Source organism: Chryseobacterium phocaeense, from assembly GCF_900169075.1.
In the GTDB taxonomy this organism is placed as follows: Bacteria; Bacteroidota; Bacteroidia; order Flavobacteriales; family Weeksellaceae; genus Chryseobacterium; species Chryseobacterium phocaeense.
This window is the reverse complement of record NZ_LT827014.1, coordinates 932,564-953,969: the sequence shown is the minus strand read 5'-3', so window position 1 is coordinate 953,969 and position 21,406 is coordinate 932,564. Positions and strand designations below refer to the sequence as shown.

Annotated in this window: 20 protein-coding genes; 13 read left to right on the top strand and 7 right to left on the bottom strand. The window is 39.3% G+C overall.

Annotated elements, in window-relative coordinates; genetic code table 11:
- Positions 1 to 5 precede the first annotated feature (5 nt).
- The 6 genes from glpK (at position 6) to B7E04_RS05760 (ending at position 7,608) form a co-directional block, all read left to right on the top strand.
- The gene (glpK, locus tag B7E04_RS05785; RefSeq protein WP_080777782.1) at positions 6 to 1,502 is read left to right on the top strand and encodes a glycerol kinase GlpK; all 1,497 of its coding nucleotides are present in this window, start codon (positions 6 to 8) and stop codon (positions 1,500 to 1,502) included.
- 22 nt (positions 1,503 to 1,524) lie between these two features.
- On the top strand, positions 1,525 to 2,256 hold the full coding sequence (locus tag B7E04_RS05780) for an MIP/aquaporin family protein (RefSeq protein ID WP_080777781.1): 732 nt from the start codon (positions 1,525 to 1,527) through the stop codon (positions 2,254 to 2,256).
- A gap of 9 nt (positions 2,257 to 2,265) precedes the next feature.
- Positions 2,266 to 3,066, top strand: a complete 801-nt coding sequence (locus tag B7E04_RS05775) for a hypothetical protein (protein WP_080777780.1) — start codon at positions 2,266 to 2,268, stop codon at positions 3,064 to 3,066.
- Between the two features lie 327 nt (positions 3,067 to 3,393).
- Positions 3,394 to 3,813, top strand: coding sequence for a hypothetical protein (locus B7E04_RS05770; RefSeq protein WP_080777779.1), 420 nt, complete (start codon positions 3,394 to 3,396; stop codon positions 3,811 to 3,813).
- Positions 3,810 to 4,781, top strand: a complete 972-nt coding sequence (locus tag B7E04_RS05765; RefSeq protein WP_080777778.1) for a hypothetical protein — start codon at positions 3,810 to 3,812, stop codon at positions 4,779 to 4,781. The genes B7E04_RS05770 and B7E04_RS05765 overlap by 4 nt, the downstream gene beginning before the upstream one ends.
- Before the next feature lie 100 nt (positions 4,782 to 4,881).
- Positions 4,882 to 7,608, top strand: a complete 2,727-nt coding sequence (locus B7E04_RS05760; protein ID WP_080777777.1) for a hypothetical protein — start codon at positions 4,882 to 4,884, stop codon at positions 7,606 to 7,608.
- A gap of 159 nt (positions 7,609 to 7,767) precedes the next feature.
- Here B7E04_RS05760 and B7E04_RS05755 read toward each other — a convergent pair whose 3' ends face one another.
- From B7E04_RS05755 to B7E04_RS05725, 7 genes are all read right to left on the bottom strand, one after another.
- Complete coding sequence (locus B7E04_RS05755; protein WP_080777776.1) at positions 7,768 to 8,265, bottom strand: low affinity iron permease family protein; 498 nt, start codon at positions 8,263 to 8,265, stop codon at positions 7,768 to 7,770.
- Positions 8,266 to 8,334: 69 nt separating this feature from the next.
- Positions 8,335 to 10,356 (bottom strand): leucine-rich repeat domain-containing protein, encoded by a 2,022-nt coding sequence (locus B7E04_RS05750; RefSeq protein WP_080777775.1) that lies wholly within the window; start codon positions 10,354 to 10,356, stop codon positions 8,335 to 8,337.
- A 111-nt stretch (positions 10,357 to 10,467) separates the two neighbouring features.
- On the bottom strand, positions 10,468 to 10,773 hold the full coding sequence (gene rpsJ, locus B7E04_RS05745) for a 30S ribosomal protein S10 (RefSeq protein WP_002661363.1): 306 nt from the start codon (positions 10,771 to 10,773) through the stop codon (positions 10,468 to 10,470).
- Between the two features lie 16 nt (positions 10,774 to 10,789).
- Positions 10,790 to 12,907 (bottom strand): elongation factor G, encoded by a 2,118-nt coding sequence (gene fusA, locus B7E04_RS05740; RefSeq protein WP_080777774.1) that lies wholly within the window; start codon positions 12,905 to 12,907, stop codon positions 10,790 to 10,792.
- A gap of 6 nt (positions 12,908 to 12,913) precedes the next feature.
- The gene (gene rpsG, locus B7E04_RS05735; RefSeq protein WP_034677991.1) at positions 12,914 to 13,390 is read right to left on the bottom strand and encodes a 30S ribosomal protein S7; all 477 of its coding nucleotides are present in this window, start codon (positions 13,388 to 13,390) and stop codon (positions 12,914 to 12,916) included.
- A 23-nt stretch (positions 13,391 to 13,413) separates the two neighbouring features.
- Positions 13,414 to 13,827, bottom strand: a complete 414-nt coding sequence (gene rpsL / locus B7E04_RS05730; protein WP_002983146.1) for a 30S ribosomal protein S12 — start codon at positions 13,825 to 13,827, stop codon at positions 13,414 to 13,416.
- Positions 13,828 to 14,031: 204 nt separating this feature from the next.
- Positions 14,032 to 15,618 (bottom strand): hypothetical protein, encoded by a 1,587-nt coding sequence (locus B7E04_RS05725; protein ID WP_080777773.1) that lies wholly within the window; start codon positions 15,616 to 15,618, stop codon positions 14,032 to 14,034.
- A 119-nt stretch (positions 15,619 to 15,737) separates the two neighbouring features.
- On the opposite strand from B7E04_RS05725, the gene B7E04_RS05720 reads away from it, so the two are divergent.
- The 7 genes from B7E04_RS05720 (at position 15,738) to B7E04_RS05690 (ending at position 21,324) form a co-directional block, all read left to right on the top strand.
- Complete coding sequence (locus tag B7E04_RS05720; RefSeq protein WP_080777772.1) at positions 15,738 to 16,214, top strand: Dps family protein; 477 nt, start codon at positions 15,738 to 15,740, stop codon at positions 16,212 to 16,214.
- A gap of 92 nt (positions 16,215 to 16,306) precedes the next feature.
- Entirely contained in the window at positions 16,307 to 17,485 is a 1,179-nt protein-coding gene (pncB, locus tag B7E04_RS05715; protein ID WP_080777771.1) for a nicotinate phosphoribosyltransferase, read from the top strand.
- Between the two features lie 58 nt (positions 17,486 to 17,543).
- On the top strand, positions 17,544 to 18,014 hold the full coding sequence (locus B7E04_RS05710) for a YciI family protein (protein ID WP_080777770.1): 471 nt from the start codon (positions 17,544 to 17,546) through the stop codon (positions 18,012 to 18,014).
- Between the two features lie 2 nt (positions 18,015 to 18,016).
- Positions 18,017 to 18,604 (top strand): hypothetical protein, encoded by a 588-nt coding sequence (locus B7E04_RS05705; protein ID WP_080777769.1) that lies wholly within the window; start codon positions 18,017 to 18,019, stop codon positions 18,602 to 18,604.
- A gap of 78 nt (positions 18,605 to 18,682) precedes the next feature.
- Positions 18,683 to 19,147 carry a hypothetical protein gene (locus B7E04_RS05700; RefSeq protein WP_080777768.1) on the top strand — a complete coding sequence of 155 codons (465 nt, stop codon included), beginning with the start codon at positions 18,683 to 18,685 and terminating at the stop codon, positions 19,145 to 19,147.
- Between the two features lie 158 nt (positions 19,148 to 19,305).
- The gene (locus B7E04_RS21915) at positions 19,306 to 19,542 is read left to right on the top strand and encodes a hypothetical protein (protein WP_139785346.1); all 237 of its coding nucleotides are present in this window, start codon (positions 19,306 to 19,308) and stop codon (positions 19,540 to 19,542) included.
- Positions 19,543 to 19,731: 189 nt separating this feature from the next.
- On the top strand, positions 19,732 to 21,324 hold the full coding sequence (locus B7E04_RS05690) for a GEVED domain-containing protein (protein WP_080777766.1): 1,593 nt from the start codon (positions 19,732 to 19,734) through the stop codon (positions 21,322 to 21,324).
- Positions 21,325 to 21,406: the final 82 nt, after the last annotated feature.

Here is a 21,406-nt window from a genome sequence, read left to right as displayed (position 1 = left end):
GCAGTATGAAGGAAAAACTGATTCTCGCTCTGGATCAGGGGACCACATCCTCCAGAGCCATTTTATTCAATCACAGCGGAGCTATAGAATATGTCTCCCAGAAAAACTTCGAACAGATCTTCCCTACCCCGGGATGGGTAGAGCATGATCCTAACGAAATATGGTCATCCCAGATCTCCGTTGCGGCCGAAATTATTGCCAAAGCAGGTATTTCCGGCCTGGAAGTAGCGGCTATCGGGATCACCAACCAACGTGAAACAACGGTGGTATGGGACAGGGAAACCGGTGAACCTATTTACAATGCCATTGTATGGCAGGACAGAAGAACCGCCAAATATTGCGACGAATTAAAAGAACAGGGCCACACCGAAACCATTAAAGAAAAAACCGGACTCGTACTGGACGCCTATTTTTCAGCTACAAAACTTAAATGGATCCTTGACCATGTAGAAGGTGCCAGGGAAAAAGCTGCCGAAGGAAAACTATGCTTTGGAACCGTTGACACCTGGCTGGTATGGAAACTTACCCGCGGAAAAATGTTCATCACCGATGTTTCCAACGCCAGCAGAACCATGCTTTTAAACATTCATACTTTAGAATGGGATCAGGATCTTCTTGATTTATTTGATATTCCAAGATCTGTTCTTCCGGAAGTGAAACAGAGCAGCGAAATCTACGGTGAAACGGCAACCACCCTATTTTCCACCAAAATTCCGATTGCAGGAATTGCTGGAGACCAGCAGGCAGCCTTATTCGGACAGATGTGCATCACCCCGGGAATGGTAAAAAATACCTACGGAACAGGGTGCTTCTTATTAATGAACACCGGAAAAGAGGCTGTCTCCTCTAAAAACAATCTCTTAACTACAGTAGCCTGGAAAATTAACGGAGAAGTGAACTACGCCCTGGAAGGAAGTGTTTTCGTCGGCGGGGCTGCTATTCAGTGGCTGAGAGACGGGCTTAAGCTGATCCACTCTTCTGAAGAAGTAAATGATCTTGCAGCAAGCGTGGAAGACAACGGCGGCGTTTATTTTGTTCCTGCCCTGACAGGTTTGGGTGCTCCTTACTGGGATCAGTATGCCAGAGGAACTATAGTAGGCGTAACCCGGGGAACTACCAACGGACACATCGCAAGAGCTACTCTGGAAGGAATTGCATTCCAGGTCTATGATATCGTAAAATCTATGGAAGCTGATTCAGGAAGACCAAGCCTTGAACTCAGAGTGGATGGAGGGGCTTCTGCCAGTGATCTTCTGATGCAGATTCAGTCCGACCTCTTCGGATTTAAAATTACAAGACCGAAAACCCTTGAAACAACTGCTTTAGGAGCCGCTTACCTGGCCGGATTGGCAGTAGGCTACTGGAAAGACATCAATGAGATTCAGACTCAATGGATCGTGGACAAAGATTTCCACCCTCAGCTGGACAAAGAAAAAGCAGATCAAATGATTCATTTCTGGAACAAAGCAGTGAAGCGTTCCCAAAGCTGGATCGAAGATTAAATCCTAACTAAAAAAACTACTCATGACTCCATTTATCGCAGAACTTATAGGAACCATGCTTCTTATATTATTGGGCAACGGCGTTGTAGCGAATGTTGTCTTAAAAGGTACGAAAGGAAACAATTCAGGATGGATTGTCATTACGACGGCCTGGGCGCTGGCTGTTTTCGTAGGCGTTACGGTGGCAGGCCCTGCAAGCGGTGCTCATCTGAACCCAGCCGTAACATTAGGACTCGCAGTTGCCGGAAAATTCTCGTGGGACCTGGTTCCTACTTATATTGCCGCACAGATGCTGGGCGGAATGCTGGGTGCTTTCCTGGTCTGGCTGTTTAATAAGGATCATTTTGCTATTACGGAAGATGAAGGAGCTAAACTCGCATGCTTCAGTACCGGACCGGCAATCAGGAATCCATTTTCCAATCTGATCAGTGAGGTCATCGGAACTTTTGTACTGGTGTTTGTCATCTTTCATTTCTCAGATCCAAGCATTTCATTGAATGCCGATCCGGGTGCAAAAATAGGCCTCGGTTCTGTAGGAGCCCTTCCTGTTACCCTGTTGGTGTGGGCTATAGGTTTATCGCTCGGCGGAACAACTGGTTATGCCATCAACCCGGCCAGAGATCTTGCCCCAAGAATCATGCATGCTATACTTCCCGTAAAAGGCAGCAGTGACTGGGGATATGCCTGGATTCCGGTTGCGGGTCCTGTCCTGGGCGCCGTGATTGCAGCCGTTCTGTCTGGAATAATACATTAAAAATACCCCATGAAAGTTTTAAAAATTGCATGCCTGATTATATTAGGCACAGGAAAACTATTCTCTCAGGAGAACGAGGAAGCCAAGGAAAGCAACAGGCTGGATTTCACGGCCAATATTCAGAACAATCACCTGTGGAGAGGGTTGATTATTACAGATAAGCCTGTGGTGATGGGCAACCTCTCTTATGCCCTGGATTCTGAAAAGAAGTGGAAAATTGGTATTTGGGGAGCTTCGGCATTGGCTGATGATAAAGACGGTACCCATTATAAAGAGATCAATTATTATATCCAGTATTCCCACAACCGTTTCTATATCGGGCTCTGGGACCTGTATAATTCCAGGAATATCAATACTGCGGTTGCAGCAGACGATATTTTCAGTTACTCGCAGAGAAGAACGGCTCACATTATTGATCTTAGAACCAATTATACTTTCGGGCCTTCATTCCCGTTGAATATTGAAGCAGATATTATGCTGTACGGCGGAGCCAATGCCGGAGAAGTTGTTCTGGAAGAAGACGGAACGTATAAAAAGAATAAATATTCCACCTATATTCAGGCAAGCTATCCTGTGATTGCAGGTGAGAAGATCAGACTGGATGCTTTCGCAGGTGCGGGATTTGCTTTGAATGACAGAAATTTCCTTTACGGGAATGGCAAAAACAGCTTTGATATCGTCAATGTAGGCGTAAAAGCTTCCAAAACCATTAAAATTACTGATCATTACAGTCTTCCGGTTTCTATGATGGCGATGTGGAATCCTTCCAATAAGTATGCAAGAATTCAGCTGGCTGCTACTGTATTTTAATCCGAATTTTAGCTACACAACAAAAGATCATTCTCTCCCGGAATGATCTTTTTATTTTAACCATTAAGAATAATAAAGGAGATAAGGAAAATTAAGAAAAATCAAAGATTTTTTTTAGCAGCGTTTCTTAAGCGAAGCCCTTCTTAATACTCTTAAAAACTTAAATACATCTTAATGGTTTTAATTTCCTTCCTGTTAACTCATAAAAGTTTCAGTTCATTGGTCTTCTTTAAAAGTTAATTGGTATACCATTATCCAAAACCGCCAATCACCGGGTTTTTACGGTTTAATTTTTGCAGGAATATCTTTACTTTTGAAAAAAAATATATGAAAAAAATCTTCAGCTTAATTATCTTATGCATCAGTGTTTTGTCTTTTGCACAAACAAAGGCTCCTTTTACCGGATACAGAAGTTTTGATATTCTTCAGGGCTACAGTGGAACGGGAACCCCACATTATTATCTGGATATCAAGAAAAACGGCGATGTGCATTTCGGGTTTGTTCAGGTGAACCAGGCAGACGGAACGGAAACTACCGAAGAAATGAACGCAGGAAAATACAATCCGAAAGTGATGAAAGTCGCTTTCAAAAAATATAAAGAGAGTTTTTACGTAAAATTCGATAAAGACAAAATATATATGACAGACAAGGATGGAAATATCCGGAAATCCGAGGACTGCTGCTCCAGCATGGAAAGCGCTACACAGGATGTCTGCGTCTGCGAAAGCGAACTATACAAGAGATGAGAGCATTAAAAGTATTATTTCTTCTACTTATTATCGTTTCGTGTAACAAAAAAGAAAATCACCCGTATACTTTTTATTATTGGAAAACACAACTGAAGCTGGATCAGGCTGAGAAAAAAGCTCTGGACCAAGCATCCGTTCCGTATCTGTATACCCGGTTTTTTGATATTGATAAAACCGGCGGCCAGTTTCAGCCGGTTGCGGTTATTACGAAAGATAAAAGCTTCCGGACCGGGAAGAAGATTGTCCCGACCGTTTTTATCACGAATCAATCTATGTACCGTATCTCCGCAGAAGAGATCCGTTTTATTGCGAAGCATATTCATGAGCTGGTTCAAAAGAAAGCTAATGAATACGGTTTAAACATCAGCAATGAAATCCAGATCGACTGTGACTGGACTGCGGGGACAAGGAACGATTATTTTACCTTTTTAAAAGAGCTGAAAAAAGTATCCGGAAAAGAGGTTACCTGCACGCTCCGCCTCCATCAGGTGAAAGACAAGAACCAGACCGGAATTCCTCCCGTGGATAAGGTGTATCTGATGTGCTACTCTACTTCCTCTCCGCTGGAAAACTCCAATAAAAATTCGATTCTGGATGTGACGGTTTTAAAAAGCTATCTTTCCAAACTGGAAGATTATCCTACTAAAAAAATTGAAGTCGCGCTGCCGGTCTATTCATGGGGTATTGTCACCAATCATCTTGAAAAGCACAGATTAATCAATGCTTTATCCAAAAAGGATCTTGAGAATCCGGGATTCAGAAAGATTGCGGATAATGAGGTGGAAATTATCAAGGATGGCTTTTATTTCGGAAACTACTTAAATAAAGGCTTTAAAATAAAGGTTGAGGAAATTTCTGAAGAACAGCTGAAAGAGGTAACGGATTTCCTCGAGAAAAAAATCTCCCGTTTTAATATCATTTATTATCAATTAGATAGTAAATTTGTAAGTAACCGTAATTTTTAAATTCATATCTCCTGCACATTGAGGAGATTAAGCAGATTTTAACTACTGGTAACCATAAATATAATCATTAATTACAAAAATAAAAACACCTGTCAAGTATATGAAAAAGTATATTCTTTCACTGGCGGTTCTCTCGCTTTTTTACACGAAATCTGACGCCTGCGCGTGGTCAGATCCCGATTATGAATATTTCAATCTGTTTACACAGAGCATCATCAAGGATAAATCTTATCTTCCTTTTCTGCTTACCTATTCCAACAGGTTTTACGGGGATTATAAAGGAATGAGTATTCCGGATGATAATATTGAAACATGGAAAAGGTTTTTCAACAACCAGCTCAATTATGCGGAAACTGAAAACCTGGTGTACAAAATAAGTATGGATGATCTTAATGCCCTGAAAAATGGACGCCCATCCAATCCTCTTCTGCAAAAACTGGGCGCAGGATTTTACCAGAAGTATAAGGAAGGTATTGATTATTTAATTGAAGCCAAATATCTGGAACCTTATATGAGCATCAATTATATAGAAAGTAAGGATTCATTTTATAACAGCGGCCCTTCAAGTGACTTAAACGCCACTTCCATTGATTATGCAAAAACCGTGAATGCTCTGACTTCTCTGTATAATGCCACAAGAAACCCGGAGATCAAGCAGCGTTATGGGTATCAGCTGGTACGATTCAACCATTATACCAGAAATTATGATGCAGCGCTGGAGGCTTTCAAAACTTATATAGAACCCATCAAACAGAAAGGCACAGTCTATTTTATGGCACTGGACCAGCTTGCCGGAGCCCAGAGAGGAAAGGAAATGAATGCGGATGCCAACTGGAACTTCTTTCAGGTTTTCATGCACAGCAAAGACCGTAAGGAATCTGCTTTTGTTTCGATGAAGCTTTCGGATACGGCTTCTTTCAGCAACATTATGAAACGGGCCGGCACGAATGATGAAAAGAATATGGCTTACTTCCTGCTGGGCTACGAAGGTTTCACGAATCCTATCCCTATTATGGAAAAGATGTATGACATCAATCCGGATTCCGAGATCCTGAAAGTAATGGCGGTAAGAAGCATCAATGAACTGGAGAGAAGCTATCTTCCGATCTACTATTATACTTCCGATGCCTCAGACAATGTGTATATGCGGAAGGGCAATACGGATAATCATGATAAAGATTCTGCAGATTCAAAAACTGAAACCACAGAAGTAAAAAAAGAGGAGAAACTTTCTTTCTGGCAAAAGATTGTAAGATTCTTTAAAAATCTGTTCGGAGGCTCAAAATCCGACAGTACAAACGGTGATAAAACCGACCAGAGCAATGATGAACTGCTGAACAATCCTGACAGAATTCCTTTCTACACGCAATCCGGCTACGGCTATGATGAAAAAACCGGAGATTATCTGGATGACCTGGAAAAATTCACGGAGAAAACCAGAAAGGTATCTAAGGATGAGTATTGGCAGATTGCAGATGCGTATTTAAAATTCCTGAAAAAAGATTATGAAGCCAGCTCTGAAATTCTTGAAGACATCAAGACCACCAATCCGGAATACCTGGAAGAAATAAAAAGAATGAAAGTTCTGAATGATATTGTTTCCCATCCGAAGATCGATGCGGAATACGAGGATTATTTAATGAAAAATTATGCTGACTATTTTATCAAAAAAGAAGTGAAGAAAGACAGCACCGTTACCGAAAATTATGATTACTACGGAGAAACTCCTTCCACAGCGGATTTCCTTAAAGATGTTCTGGCCAACCGCTATTTCCTTCAGGGGGAAGACGGAAAATCGTTCCTGATGAGCAACAAGCTTTCGGATCTTCAGTATAATCCGAATTCAAGCCTGGTGAAAAGTGTGGAAGACTTCTACAGAAAACCGAACAAAACCCAATTTGAGCAGCAGATTATCGCCAAAAACATGGATGATGTAGGAAACATTGATGCATTCTTCAGCATGATCTACGGTGACCGTGCCATGAGACAGGCTGATTTTGAAAAAGCCAAATCGTACTACGCCAAAGCACAGAACTACTCCGGAATTCCAAGAATGAATTATGAGTGGACCGATAAGGGACAAAAAATCACACTTAAGCAGTATGCAGCCGGTGAATATAACGGATTCAGGGATATCTCTCATCTTGTTTTCGGACATAACGTATGGGAAAGTTTCGGAAGTGCGGAAACGGAAAGTATGGAAGCTGAGGATTATACTGCGTTTCCTTTCATTAAACCGAGTATGAACAAACTGGAACTGGCTGATGCTCTGATCCAGCTTAAAAAGATCAGCGCCGGAACAGATGAAAAAGCGGCTACGGCCAGCCAGCTGATCGGTAACCTGCTGTATAATACTTCCAGCCTGGGATATTACCGTCAGTTATTTGTGATGGATATCGACAACAGCAATGGAGGAAAGTATGATTTCTGGGGTACCGACCGAAAAAATCCGTACAAGTATTATTACAAGAACTTCCTGTATACTACTTATATTGAACCTGATAATTTTGATCTTGCCATTAATTATTATCAAAAGGCACTGAAGCTTTCTACAAACAAAGAACAGAGAGCGAGGGTTCTTTTCCAGATGGCCAGCGCAGAACAGGGGAAATATTATCAGTACGAGGCTAAAAATGCTTCTACGATCAGCTACTCGGATCCTCAGTATTCTGAAAAGGAGAAGGCACACCAGACTGAACTTGATAACATTAAAAACGAAAAGTACAGAACGTATTTTGCCCAACTGAAATCTCAGTACGCAGATACGGAAACTATGAAAGGACTGTCTGGAAGCTGTAGCTATTTCGGATATTTCCTGAGAAAATAGTGAAGGATGGAAGCTGGAAGAAGGAGGATGGAAGCCACAATTGGACCTGTTATTGTTTTATTGCTATAAAAAATTGGCTGATCAATCGCCTGAAAAGATAACTTCCCATTTCCAGCTTATGTCTTCTCTTCTCATTTAAATATATAAAAAAAGGAATCATTACGATTCCTTTTTTTGTGCTTGCTTCTGAAGCCATTCTTCATGCTTCCGTTTAAAGAATTCATGTTTATAATCCTGGTTTCTCTGAGCTGCATCTATAGAATGCGAGGTATGGATATCAGCATCTTCTTTAGCGAATCTGGCCAGCTCTTCATAATAATGATGAAGCTGATCCAGTTCTTTTTCCGTGAGGTCTTCAATATCTACAATTCTGTTGCTGGCTTTTTCATGCGCGGCAATAAGTTCATTAAGCTTGATCTGTATGGCTTTTGAATCTTTATTTTGTGCTTTCTGAATTAGAAAAACCATCAGGAAAGTAATAATGGTAGTTCCCGTATTGATCACGAGCTGCCAGGTTTCGGAATAATTAAAAACGGGTCCCGAAACGGCCCATGCCACCACAATAAGTGTTGCACCGATAAACGCGTAAGAACTTCCTGTAAATTTGGTTGCCCAATCTGAAAACTTTTCAAAGATACTTTTGTCTGACTTAGCCATGGCTCTGTTTTATAATATCTATAGCAAATACGATGCAAGTTTCCGGTTTTTGGATTTTATTCAATGGGATTAAAATAAATTCAAGCAACTTCTGACGGCCATCAATAATGCAAATGCAATAACTATAACACCTATCAATACCATCAGGTTTGATCCTCTTTCACTGTCTTTTTTCTTGTTTCCCGGTTCTGGATGCTTATAGTGAACATATTGGTAATGCTTGCTAAAGTGTGAATCTGAAAAATACACTTTCGATTCAGGGATATTACTTGTATCAATATTATGGATCAGATCCCGGTAGTAATCATGTTCTTTTCTTTCCGGTTCGGTATAGGCAAAATTCATTTTCAGAACATGCTTGATTTTATGAAGAAGGGTAAAGTAAAAAGGAGAATTTCTTTTTTTCAGAAGTTTCAAATAATACAAATTAGTCATTAGCTGATCTCTTCCTACCTGCATACTTCCTTTGATAAACAACAATTCATCACTGATATAAGGATTGCTTACTTTTTCTTCATAGAAATGAAAATCATAATAATTAAAATTAAAACCTGTTCTCTTACCCTCTTTTACTGCATGTAAAGTTTCCAGCATAGTAGTCTTTTCAGGTTCCTTTACCGTAGCGATCTTAGTATGCAACTTATTATAATCTTCATCTGAAAGCCATTTGGAATTTTCATAAAAGCAAAGAAAGTCGGTCATTCTGGAAAAGTAATATTTAATATACACCGTTTCTGAAGAGGCGGTATCCAGCATTTTTTGGAGATAAATATGAAATACCTGAGGATGTTGATTTGTGTGCTTTTTTTCAAAATAAAAGTAAGCAAGGGCTTCATCCATCATTCCTTTGTTGAAGTAGTAATCTGCGTTGAGTTTTGCAAGATCAGAAAGCAATCCCATCTTCTGGCCATCCAGTTCCTGACCTCTGTAAACGTGAAACTTCATATTTCCGAAAGGGTTGCCGGTAAGATCCACCATTTTCAGATCAGAGAAATAATGAACCGGAAACGTTTCGGTGATATTGTTAAACCGGAGATCAATTTCTTTAAGATCAGCCATTCCTTCCAATGGAGAGAAGTTGTCCACTGAATTCAAATTCAGATTAAGGTATACAATTTTGTGTTGATTCAGAAGAAAAGAAATATCATTTATCCCACAATTTTCAAGATTGAGATAGGTAAACCGTGCAGCAAATTCCGTAGTCTGAATATCTTCCAGGGGATTGTTTCCTGCATTGAATATTTTGATGTTTTCGTGATTTTTGATCGGGGCGATTTCTCTGATCCTATTTCCTGAGATATTTAGACTGCTTACCAATTTTATATTCTCCAGGGCTGAAATATCTTCCACTTTGTTATGGGCAAGAGATAAATCATTTAAGTTCTGAAAATTTCTGATGACAGAGATATCTTCAATCTCATTATTGCTGATATTCAAACTCATCAGAATAACATTGTCTTTAACGGAATCAATATTTTTAATCTGATTAAAGCTCAGGTCCAGATGCTGAATATTCTTCATTTCAGAGAATACCGATAGATCTTTGATGTTGTTATGTTGAAGATTAAGAATTCTGAGATTCTTCAGATCTTTCAAACAAGAAATATCTTCAATCCGGCTATGAAAAATCCCCAACTGTTCCAGATCCGCAAGATCTCTTAAAGGATTCAGAACTCTAATTGCTGTATTTCCCAAAAACAACGAGGTCAGTTTATGATGTCTTTCAATACCGGTTAAATCGGTAATATGGGAGCTTTGAATGTACAAATGCTGCAGATGTACCATCCGGCTTAAAAAATCCAGATTGCTTACCTCAGTATCACATTCAATATGCAACTTTTTAAGATATTCTAAATCTGAAATTTCACTGAAGTGATCAATAACCAGATCATCCAGCTCAATTGCCAGTGATTCCAGGTTTTTAAACGAAGAAACAAATTTCATTAACTGAGTTCCGGTAAAACCGGGCAAATAATCATACTCAGGTTCAAAAATTTCCAGTGAAACCACCTCCTTTGAATGATTCATTTCATAGGAATACCGGTTCTCTGCAACCCCGAATGATTGAGCAATCTGTTCTATCTTCTTCATGATAATAATAGACTTATAAAAATAACAAATAACGATTTTTAAATGCTTAAAAACAAAAAATCCCCCTTCTTTCGAAGAGGGATTCTATAATCATTGCAAAGTATGCAGTTATCACACTTTAATTTCAACGTCTACTCCTGAAGGAAGTTCTAATTTCATTAGAGCATCAACAGTTTTAGAAGAAGAAGAGTAGATATCCATCAGTCTCTTGTGAGCTGATAACTGGAACTGCTCTCTTGCCTTCTTGTTTACGTGAGGAGATCTCAACACTGTGAAGATTCTCTTGTTCGTTGGCAATGGAATAGGACCGTTTACAACAGCACCAGTAGCCTTTACCGTTTTTACGATTTTCTCAGCAGACTTGTCTACCAAGTTGTAATCGTAAGATTTTAGTTTTATTCTGATTCTTTGTGACATTTCTTTAATTTAAAAATTAACCTTTTGCTTTAGCAATGATTTCCTCTGCAACGTTCTGCGGAGTTTGCGCGTATTTCTCTAATTCCATAGAAGAAGTAGCTCTTCCTGATGAAAGTGTTCTTAGAGTCGTTACGTAACCAAACATTTCAGAAAGTGGAACAGAACCTTTGATTACAACAGCTCCGTTTTTCTCTTCCTGACCGCTGATCGTACCTCTTCTCTTGTTAAGGTCACCAATGATGTTACCCATATATTCTTCCGGAGTTACAACTTCCAGTTTCATAATAGGCTCCATAATTACCGGCTTAGCAGCTTTACCAGCTTCTTTAAATCCTAATTTAGCAGCTAATTCAAAAGAAAGTGCATCAGAATCCACCGCGTGGAAAGATCCGTCTTTAAGAGTAACTTTAATACCTTCAACTTCGAAACCAGCCAAAGGACCGTTCTTCATTGCAGCTTTAAAGCCTTTTTCAATAGCAGGAACAAATTCTCTAGGAACGTTACCCCCTTTGATCTCATTGATAAACTCAAGACCGATTTTACCTTCGTCAGCTGGTCCTAGTTCGAATACGATATCAGCAAATTTACCTTTACCACCGGACTGCTTTTTGTAAACTTCTCTGTGGCTGGCAACTTTTGTTAAGTTTTCTTTGTATTCTACCTGAGGCTGTCCCTGGTTTACTTCAACCTTGAACTCTCTTCTCATACGGTCAACAATGATATCCAAGTGAAGCTCACCCATACCAGAGATGATCGTTTGTCCTGAAGCCTCGTCAGTTCTTACTGTAAACGTTGGATCTTCTTCAGCCAGTTTAGCTAGGGCGTTACCCATTTTATCCTGGTCAGCTTTAGTTTTAGGCTCAACAGCGATACCAATTACCGGATCAGGGAAAACCATCGATTCAAGAACGATTGGGTTCTTCTCGTCACACATTGTATCACCTGTTTTGATAGATTTGAAACCTACCGCAGCACCAATATCACCAGCTTCAATATATTCTACCGGATTTTGCTTGTTAGCGTGCATCTGATAGATTCTAGAGATTCTTTCTTTATCACCAGAACGGGTGTTCAGGATATAAGAACCTGCATCAAGTCTTCCTGAGTATGCTCTGAAGAATGCCAGTCTTCCCACAAACGGGTCAGTAGCAATCTTAAATGCTAATGCAGAGAAAGGCTCATCTACAGATGGTTTTCTTACGATTTCAGCATCAGTTCTCGGGTCAGTACCTTTGATATCATCTTTATCCAATGGAGAAGGCAGATATTTACATACTGCATCCAACATAAACTGTACTCCTTTATTTTTGAATGAAGAACCACAAGTCATTGGGATAATAGATAAATCGATAGTCGCTTTTCTAAGAGCTTCGTTGATTTCTTCTTCAGAGATTGAATCCGGATCTTCGAAGAATTTCTCCATCAAAGTCTCATCGTAGTCAGCAACAGCTTCTACTAATTTCTCTCTATATTCAAGAACTTCAGCTTTCATGTCTTCAGGAATCGGCACTACTTCGAAAGTAGCTCCTTGTCCTGCTTCATCCCAGATGATCGCTCTGTTTTTAATTAAGTCAACTACACCTTTGAAATCTTCTTCAGCACCGATTGGTAAAACGATTGGAACTGCATTAGATCCTAACATTTCTTTAACCTGTTTTACAACGTTAAGGAAGTCAGCACCTTGTCTGTCCATTTTGTTTACGAATCCCATTCTCGCCACTTTGTAGTTGTCAGCAAGTCTCCAGTTTGTTTCAGACTGAGGCTCTACTCCATCTACTGCAGAGAATAAGAATACAAGACCATCCAATACTCTCAAAGATCTGTTTACTTCTACTGTGAAGTCAACGTGTCCCGGTGTATCGATGATGTTGAAGTGGTAAGGTTTAGTTTCGGCTACAGGTTTTCCCTGGTCTGTTGGAAAGTTCCAAGAACAAGTAGTGGCAGCAGAAGTAATGGTAATACCTCTTTCTGCTTCCTGCTCCATCCAGTCCATTGTAGAAGCACCATCGTGAACCTCTCCAATTTTGTGGTTTACCCCTGTATAGAATAGAATCCTTTCTGTAGTGGTAGTTTTACCGGCATCAATGTGCGCAGCAATACCGATATTTCTTGTAAATTTAAGATCTCTTCCCATTTCAGATTAGAATTTAAAGTGTGAAAACGCTTTGTTAGCTTCCGCCATTTTGTGAGTATCACTCTTCTTTTTGAATGCAGCACCTTCTTCTCTTGAAGCAGCTACCACTTCATTAGCTAATTTCAAAGCCATAGACTTATCATTTCTCTTTTTAGAGTAGCTAATTAACCATTTCATCGCCATAGAAATTTTTCTGTCAGCTCTGATTGGCATAGGGATCTGGAAGTTAGCTCCACCTACTCTTCTGGAACGTACTTCTACGTGAGGCATAACGTTTGTTAATGCATCTTTCCAGATTTCAAGGGCTGTTTTCTCAGTTTCTCCTTTTTTAGTTTCTACGATATCCAATGCATCATAGAAAATTTTGAATGCAATTGACTTCTTACCGTCAAGCATTAGGTTGTTTACGAATCTCGTTACCAATTGATCATTAAATTTCGGATCTGGTAACAACGGTCTTTTTTTCGCTTTTGTCTTTCTCATTGCTTCTGTACCTTATTTAATGATTACTTTTTCTTTCCTTTTGCAGGAGCAGCAGCTGCTTGTCCTGGTTTAGGTCTCTTAGCTCCGTACTTAGATCTTCTCTGAGTTCTTCCATTTACACCTGCAGTGTCTAATGCACCTCTTACGATGTGGTAACGTACTCCCGGTAGGTCTTTCACCCTTCCGCCTCTAACCAATACTATCGAGTGCTCCTGAAGATTGTGTCCTTCGCCCGGGATGTAGGCATTCACTTCTTTTCCGTTAGAAAGTCTTACCCTTGCTACTTTTCTAAGTGCAGAGTTAGGTTTCTTCGGTGTAGTAGTATATACTCTCGTACATACACCACGTCTTTGTGGACAAGAATCTAGGGCAGCCGATTTGCTCTTCTTGGCAAGCGTGGCTCTTCCTTTTCTTACTAATTGTTGAATAGTAGGCATTTAATTGCTTTTTATTTTAGGGTGCAAAAATAGTAATAATTTTTTAATCCGCAAACACTTACATGAAAATTAAAATCAAACACTTACAACAAAAAGAAGTTGTCTTTGAACAGCCCAATAACGGATCATCGATCTGCATTGAAAAAAATATAAATGGAAGAAGCCGGAGCCCGGACTGAAGTGTATATTAAATAATTGTAAAATTTAGTTGATCATCTTCACCGTCACATTTTTATTCCACGGAAAATTTTTCACATTCTGTTGTAAAGATTCATGAATATCCGGATCTATTGAATAAACAGCTACATGTTTTAATCCAAGGACAGCATTCCTGCCTTTGATTTCCAGAATCGCCACTTTTTTCCAGTTTTCCGGGATGTGGCCTTCCAGCCATTCTTCATAGATGATGGCCAGCTGATAGTGGTTTTGGGTTGTATAGTCTTTTAAAAATTGTTCAAATTGTCCGTTAAGTCCTTTTTTCTTTATTTTAAAAGGAACAACTTCTTTAGACCCTAGCCCTGCAACATCCAGCAGCTGAATATCCGTAAAATAACATATCGCACCTATATCATTGGCTACCACTTTTGAATGATTGTAATATTTTTTCAGAAATCTTGCAGACTGCATCTGCTGCTCATAGATATTCCGGCTACCGGTAACGATCAGAATACTTACCAGAGCTGTTTTTAACATCAATACTCCAAAAACTGTTACAATAAGGATAGCCGTCACCCTGTTTTGCTTCAATAAAATACTCCTGCCGGTAAAAAGATCTTTAATCTCCGGAATAACGACCATAGCAAATGCAGTCAGCAGATAAGCTTCATATCTGTAAAAATTGGTAAACTGCCCAAAAGCTCCCTGCATGAACAAAGTAATACTTAATACAGTCAGAAGAAAATTCTTTTCGACCAAACTCCTGAAACCCAGCTTTTTCCTGTAATCTTTAAAAATCAAAACTATAGCAAAACATAAAGGAAGAAAGCCTGCGAAATAAAAATAAGGCTTTAATAATATTTTATAGAGCAAAATGTTTTTGACCTGAATAAAATAGTTTCCTGCAAGATCGAATTTCGTCCCTTTTACCAGCACAGAATTCGGAAAGAAATAGCCTGTCTTCTGGTAGGTAAGATATCCGAAAATCAAAACAGGAATAAAGCCGAACATAAGTAAGACTGCTGCAAGTTTAAATTTCCTGAGCAGCAGAAAAACAAAAGCCATTGCCAGGAAATAAAACATACTCTCAAACCGGATCAGTCCCAACAGAGCGATGGAACAATAGAACCAGAAGGCATATGATGAATTTTTAAATTCAGATTTCCGCCATTGATCAAAAGACCAGACATTGACCACCACAATAAGAACCTGAAATACATGCTCCATTCCTGAAAAAACAAGCAGATGCACGGAAGCAAAAAGAAGGGTAAAAATGCACGCCAGAACAACAGGCGTTCCAGTCTTGAAAATACCTGAGTAATACTTATTTAAAAAGTAAACAATCAGTAATAAACATCCCAGGTTAAAGATCAGAGGGATCAGTTGTTGATCACCAAAAACAGCAATCAGCCCGCTTAAAAGAAAAGTAAAAACAGGCGAAGACGAAGAGGATGAAAATTGATATTCCGATACTCCCCACACTCCGTTCAATGCAAAATTTTTGGCCATGGCCAGGTGAATATAGGCATCGTCCAATATATAGGTGAAGTGCTGCTCCGTCTGCGACAGCATGATCAGAATGTATAAAAAACACATCCCAAAAAATACGGCTGCCGTAATTAATAAACTTTTCATTCAACTGCAATATTAATACTTCCAAACTGTTTTTAAAAATTTTCTTATAGTTATCTTCTATTGACTTTGAAAGCCTTTCGGCACAATATTTTCTAAATTTGTTACATAAATATAAACTTATGAAAAATGCAAGCATTATCGGCCTGAAAGAAGCCGACTGTAAAAACATTTCAGAAAAATTAAATATCCTTCTGGCCAATTATTCAATATTCTACCAGAATACAAGAGGTTCACACTGGAATATCAAAGGAGAACAGTTCTTCACGCTGCATCCGAAGTTTGAGGAACTATACAACAGCCTGGTGCTGAAAATTGACGAAATTGCAGAAAGAATCCTGACATTGGGAGCCACTCCTGCACACAATTATTCAGATTACCTGAAAGTAGCCTCCATTAAAGAATCCAGAGAAGTATCAGACGGTAATAAAAGCGTGGAGCTTATCCTAAGTTCATTCAAAGTGGTAATCGATCTGCAGAGAGAACTTCTGGATATCACTGATGCGGCAGGAGATGAAGGAACCAACTCCCAGATGAGCGATTACATCACAGAACAGGAAAAAGAAGTATGGATGTACAACTCTTACTTAGGCAAGTAACCGATAAAATCATCCGAATAATAAAAAAATCGTCTTACATTTAGGCGATTTTTATTTTAAATGACTATATTTGCGTTAAAATTACACATATTATGAACGACGTTCGATTAAATTCTATCCTTGATAATGATTTTTATAAAATAACCATGCAGAATGCCGTGGTGAAACTATTTCCAAGTTCAATTGTAAAGTACGAATTCATCAATCGTGGAAAGCATAAGTTTCCTGAAGGTTTTGATGCCGCTTTAAAAGAAGCCGTTAATAAAATGGCGGAACTGAAGCTCACCAGGGATGAAAAAAAATTCATGGCCAGAACCTGTCCTTATATAGACCTTCCCTACCTTGATTTTCTGGAAGGTTATCACTATGACCCGTCTGAAGTGAAAATCCACCAGGAAGGCAGCGAGCTGTCTGTAACGGTAGAAGGGCTTTGGTACAGAACCATCCTTTGGGAAGTTCCTCTACTCGCTTTGATCAGTGAGCTGCATTATGAAATGAACCATATGGAAAGGGATTCCAATGAAGTGGTAATGAAAAGAACATTGGAAAAAGCAGATTCATTGGCAAAGCTTGGGGTCAATTTCGCCGAATTCGGGACCAGAAGAAGACATTCCTATAAAGTACAGAACCTGGTAATGGAAGCTTTGACTCAAAAAAAAGAATCAACGTTTATCGGAAGTTCAAATGTTCATTTTGCAATGAAATTCGGCGTAAAGCCCATCGGAACCCACGCGCATGAGTGGTTTATGTTCCACGCAGCAGAATACGGATTTAAAATGGCCAATGAAATGGCGCTGGAGCATTGGGTGGATGTGTACAGAGGAGATCTCGGGGTAGCGCTTTCCGACACCTACACCACTGATGTTTTCTTCCAGCAGTTTGACAAAAAATTTGCTAAACTGTTTGACGGCGTACGTCATGACAGTGGTGATCCCCTGGAGTTCGCAGACAAAACAATAGCCCATTACAAAAACAACGGCATTAATCCTTTATTCAAATATATCATCTTCTCTGATGCCCTGAATTTGGAAAAAGTAGAGGAAATCACCAATTACTGCAAAGGAAAAATAGGGGTTTCATTCGGTATTGGAACTAACCTTACGAATGATGTAGGTTTAAAACCCATGAACATCGTTATGAAGCTGATCGGGGTACAGGCTCCGAACAAAGAATGGATTCCAACGGTAAAACTTTCTGATGAACACGGGAAATACACCGGCGATCCGAAAATGATTGAACTGGCGAAAGAGTTTTTGAGAATAAAAGATTAAATTAGATTTTCAGATTTCAGACATCAGATATCAGACAAAAGATTTAAATACATTTGCTATGAAACTAAAAATTTATTTATCAATAGCCGTCTTAGCGGGGGTTCTGTCTTTCGCTCAGGAGAAAAAGGCAGACAAACCAAAATTCAACCAGGAACTGGCCACATCGCTTGGGGCAGATCAATATGGCATGAAAGCCTACACTATTGTAATGCTTACAGCAGGAACAGCGAAAATAGAGGACAAAGCCAAAAAGAGCGAACTGATGAAAGGCCATATGACCAATATCGGGAAGCTTGCCGATGAAGGAAAAATCGTTGTGGCCGGACCTTTTTTGGAAAAGAATAAAGAAAACTACCGCGGTATGTTCATTTTCAATACAAAATCCAGAGAAGAAGCCGAGCAATGGGTAAAAACCGACCCTGCAGTTCAGGCCGGAATTTTTAGCTACGAAATATTTCCATGGTATGGATCTGCAGCGCTTCCGTTGTACCTGAAACATCATGAAGAGATCTCGAAGGAAAATCCATAACAGTGGGATTCTATACTAAATTTTCAGAAGAAGATCTTATTGCATCTTATACCAATCAAATTGATTATCAGGGAAAGCCGGATCAGGAGATTGTGGAAGAAATTTTACGAAGAGGTTCCCTTGAAGACTTCCAGACGAAAATTAGGATCCAGAATCACTTTCAGGAAGAGCAGAATAGAGTCATAAGAGAAATTCATGGACATTATATGAATAAGCTGTCCAAACAGGAATGCCTATCCTTAATAAATTCCAGCTTATCCCAGGAAAACATCAGGCTTCTTGTAGATATAAAATACGATCAGATTCATAGAAGTATTGAGAATTTAAAAGTAGACTCCAACACCTTGATGTACAGCTTCATGGGAACCATAGTAGCTTCTGTCATCAGTACAATTGTTATTGGTTTTATTATTTATAAATTTGCATTTTTATCGGTTTTCTCGTTTGCTTTACTGATTCCGGCTTACCTTATTAATTACTGGATCATTAGATTATTTACAGGAAAAACAAGTGATAATTTAGCCGTTTTTATCGCTTCGTTTATAGCCACCGTTTTGAATTGCCTGTATTTTGTTCTGTTCATTAGTTAAGCATAACAGATCGTAAAAGCAATATTTTACGGGGTAAAGTGTTTTAAAGATATACTTAAACCTAAAAAACAAAAACAAATGAGCTTACTTTCCAACATCCTCTGGGCTTTTCAGCGCAAAGAATATGCTGACATTACAGATTTCAATACAGCAATAGAAAGCTATCAGCAGCGTATTTTAAAAGAAAGAGCTTCATGGAATCCGGAAGAAATTGTGATCCAGGCTTCTGAAGCAGACATTTGCTATGAAGCCTGGATTAAAGGAAAAGAAGATATAGCAGGTAATGAAACATTAATAGGTGATGAAGATGAAGTTTTTCATGAAGATAATAGCGATTACGGCATGTTTCAGGTCGACTTATGCGCCACATTGAAAGCACAAAACGGCAGCCATTTCACAGCACTGGACCTTATGTTTCAGCTGCAGAATCAGCTGAGTAATAAAGAGCTTGGTGACCATGTCTTCTTTGAAGGCCTTACCCCAAAAGATACGGAGGAGTACAAAACGGATATTCCTTTATATTTTATGTATTGCGGAAGCTGAACATTACAGGAGCGCAGGGACACATGGAAAGGTATTGCAGTACCCAAACGAACAAAATTCAGATAAATCATTATGTAACATCATAGTGATTTATTTTTTGTATATTAGACACTCATTTTCAGTAGTATACAAATTAAAACCATCAAAAAATTAATTCCATGAAAAAAACAAACCTATCAAAGCTTTCAAGAACAGAGCTGAAAGACGTATTCGGCGGGTATTTATATCCGGCACCATGTCCCGGAGGATGCCCGGGTGAAGCCATGATCAGATGTCCTGACGGCTCCACCACTATGACTAATTTTATATGCATGGGAGACAGATGCGTGCCGGCTGCAATGTGTAAACCATTGATCCTTGAGCCTTTTCCAGATCCGATTACCATTACTCCATAATTTGATCAACAAAAAAGTGAACCATTAGGCTCACTTTTTTGTTAAATTTAACAATAAGACAAATGCATTAAGTTAAAAAAATAAATATATATTAAAAAAACATAGAAAATAATTCAAATACAGCATAAAATACTATAATTTATTCAAAATTAACTAAAAACTTACTATATTGGATAAAAATAATACTGTATGAAAAAATCATTATTTCTTAGTTTTATGGCACTTGCAACCATGGGAAGTGCACAGATTTTAGTTACCGAGAGCTTTGAGAATTCAACTTATCCCGGATTTGTAATAACCGGAGGCTATCCACAATCGGCAGGAACCTATATCGGAAGTACCTGTGACGGAAATGCGTTCATCGGAGCTGAGGCCTATGGTTCCAGTGTAGCCAACAGGACAATTAATCTTGTTTACACAAAACCGGCAGGCATTACCGCTAACGGAAAAAAAATCGATGTCTCTTTCACTTATACTACAGAGGCTTATGATGCAACCAGCAGCATTGGAGGAACCATTACCGTAGCTTATTCTACAGATAATGGAACTACCTATACCACTGTAGGTTCGCCGGTAACATTAACCAGTGCCGCACAAACATGTGCTGTATTTACAGGAACTATTCCTGAAAGTGCGAATATAAACGGAGATTTCAAATTACGCATCCAGACGCTGGGAACTACGGGTACAGCCTATGATTTCTACAATTTTATAGATAAAATAAGCATCAAACAGGAAGTAACAGCTGTTCCGGGATGTGCAACCATAAGCAGCCCTGCAGCCGGAGCAACCGGAGTTTCAGTACGTCAGCAGATTGCATGGGGCGCTGTAGCAGGTGCAGAAGCGTATAAAGTAAAAGTAGGAACCACACCGGGAGCATCCAATGTATATTCAGGAACAACCACAAATACTTTCTTTGTACCGGCATCATCAAGTACATTCCCGGAAAACACTATGCTATATACCACAGTAATTCCAACCAATGCTCTGGGAGACGCTACGGGCTGTGCGGAAATTTCCTTTACCACAGGCACCAATCCTTTCGCACCATATTGCGGACCGCTTCTGGCTAAATCTGCTGTATATCCTATATCTAATATTGTGCTTAACAATTTAACCAACGCTTCCAGTGCAACTGCCAATACAGGTGATGCCCAGGAAAATTTCACCAGTAAAACAGCTAATGTGACCAGAGGAATTTCTTACCCAATCACGCTTACCGGTACCGGTTTAGGAACCAACCGATTTGGGTTCACTGTGTTTATCGACTGGAACCAGAACGGAAGTTTTGCAGATGCCGGAGAAGCCTATTTTGTAACTTCCGATTTTGCAGGAGGCACAGGGAATACAGTAACAGTTAATAAAAATATCGCAGTACCGGCTACCGCTGCATTGGGAAATACGAGAATGAGAGTGAAATATCATTTCAACAGTTCAGCAACCACGGTACGTACAGAATTATCAAATCCTTGTGCTGATCTTAATGAAGGCCAGGCCGAAGACTACACCATTAACGTACAAAATGTATTAGGTACTTCGGATGTGTACGCTGATAAAAAGGCTGATATCTCTGTTTACCCTAATCCATTCACAGATAAAATCCGTATTTCAGATATTAAAGATGCAAAATCCATTATCATCAGTGATGCATCCGGCAGACAAGTGAAAACACTTCAACCGGCTGATGAACTTAATCTTTCTGATTTAAATGCAGGACTTTATCTTATCACAATCCAAATGCAGGATGGAAGTGTAAAAACGGCGAAAGCAATTAAAAAATAGTATTTTAAATATAACCCAATATTATAAGCGGCAGTTTTCACTGCCGCTTTTTTATGAAAAAAAACCGGCGTTAAAATACATC

Coding starts and splice junctions, on each gene's coding strand:
- glpK (WP_080777782.1), top strand. CDS start 6: ATGAAGGAAAAACTGATTCTCGCTCTGGATCAGGGGACCACATCCTCC.
- B7E04_RS05780 (WP_080777781.1), top strand. CDS start 1,525: ATGACTCCATTTATCGCAGAACTTATAGGAACCATGCTTCTTATATTA.
- B7E04_RS05775 (WP_080777780.1), top strand. CDS start 2,266: ATGAAAGTTTTAAAAATTGCATGCCTGATTATATTAGGCACAGGAAAA.
- B7E04_RS05770 (WP_080777779.1), top strand. CDS start 3,394: ATGAAAAAAATCTTCAGCTTAATTATCTTATGCATCAGTGTTTTGTCT.
- B7E04_RS05765 (WP_080777778.1), top strand. CDS start 3,810: ATGAGAGCATTAAAAGTATTATTTCTTCTACTTATTATCGTTTCGTGT.
- B7E04_RS05760 (WP_080777777.1), top strand. CDS start 4,882: ATGAAAAAGTATATTCTTTCACTGGCGGTTCTCTCGCTTTTTTACACG.
- B7E04_RS05755 (WP_080777776.1), bottom strand. CDS start 8,265: ATGGCTAAGTCAGACAAAAGTATCTTTGAAAAGTTTTCAGATTGGGCA.
- B7E04_RS05750 (WP_080777775.1), bottom strand. CDS start 10,356: ATGAAGAAGATAGAACAGATTGCTCAATCATTCGGGGTTGCAGAGAAC.
- rpsJ (WP_002661363.1), bottom strand. CDS start 10,773: ATGTCACAAAGAATCAGAATAAAACTAAAATCTTACGATTACAACTTG.
- fusA (WP_080777774.1), bottom strand. CDS start 12,907: ATGGGAAGAGATCTTAAATTTACAAGAAATATCGGTATTGCTGCGCAC.
- rpsG (WP_034677991.1), bottom strand. CDS start 13,390: ATGAGAAAGACAAAAGCGAAAAAAAGACCGTTGTTACCAGATCCGAAA.
- rpsL (WP_002983146.1), bottom strand. CDS start 13,827: ATGCCTACTATTCAACAATTAGTAAGAAAAGGAAGAGCCACGCTTGCC.
- B7E04_RS05725 (WP_080777773.1), bottom strand. CDS start 15,618: ATGAAAAGTTTATTAATTACGGCAGCCGTATTTTTTGGGATGTGTTTT.
- B7E04_RS05720 (WP_080777772.1), top strand. CDS start 15,738: ATGAAAAATGCAAGCATTATCGGCCTGAAAGAAGCCGACTGTAAAAAC.
- pncB (WP_080777771.1), top strand. CDS start 16,307: ATGAACGACGTTCGATTAAATTCTATCCTTGATAATGATTTTTATAAA.
- B7E04_RS05710 (WP_080777770.1), top strand. CDS start 17,544: ATGAAACTAAAAATTTATTTATCAATAGCCGTCTTAGCGGGGGTTCTG.
- B7E04_RS05700 (WP_080777768.1), top strand. CDS start 18,683: ATGAGCTTACTTTCCAACATCCTCTGGGCTTTTCAGCGCAAAGAATAT.
- B7E04_RS21915 (WP_139785346.1), top strand. CDS start 19,306: ATGAAAAAAACAAACCTATCAAAGCTTTCAAGAACAGAGCTGAAAGAC.
- B7E04_RS05690 (WP_080777766.1), top strand. CDS start 19,732: ATGAAAAAATCATTATTTCTTAGTTTTATGGCACTTGCAACCATGGGA.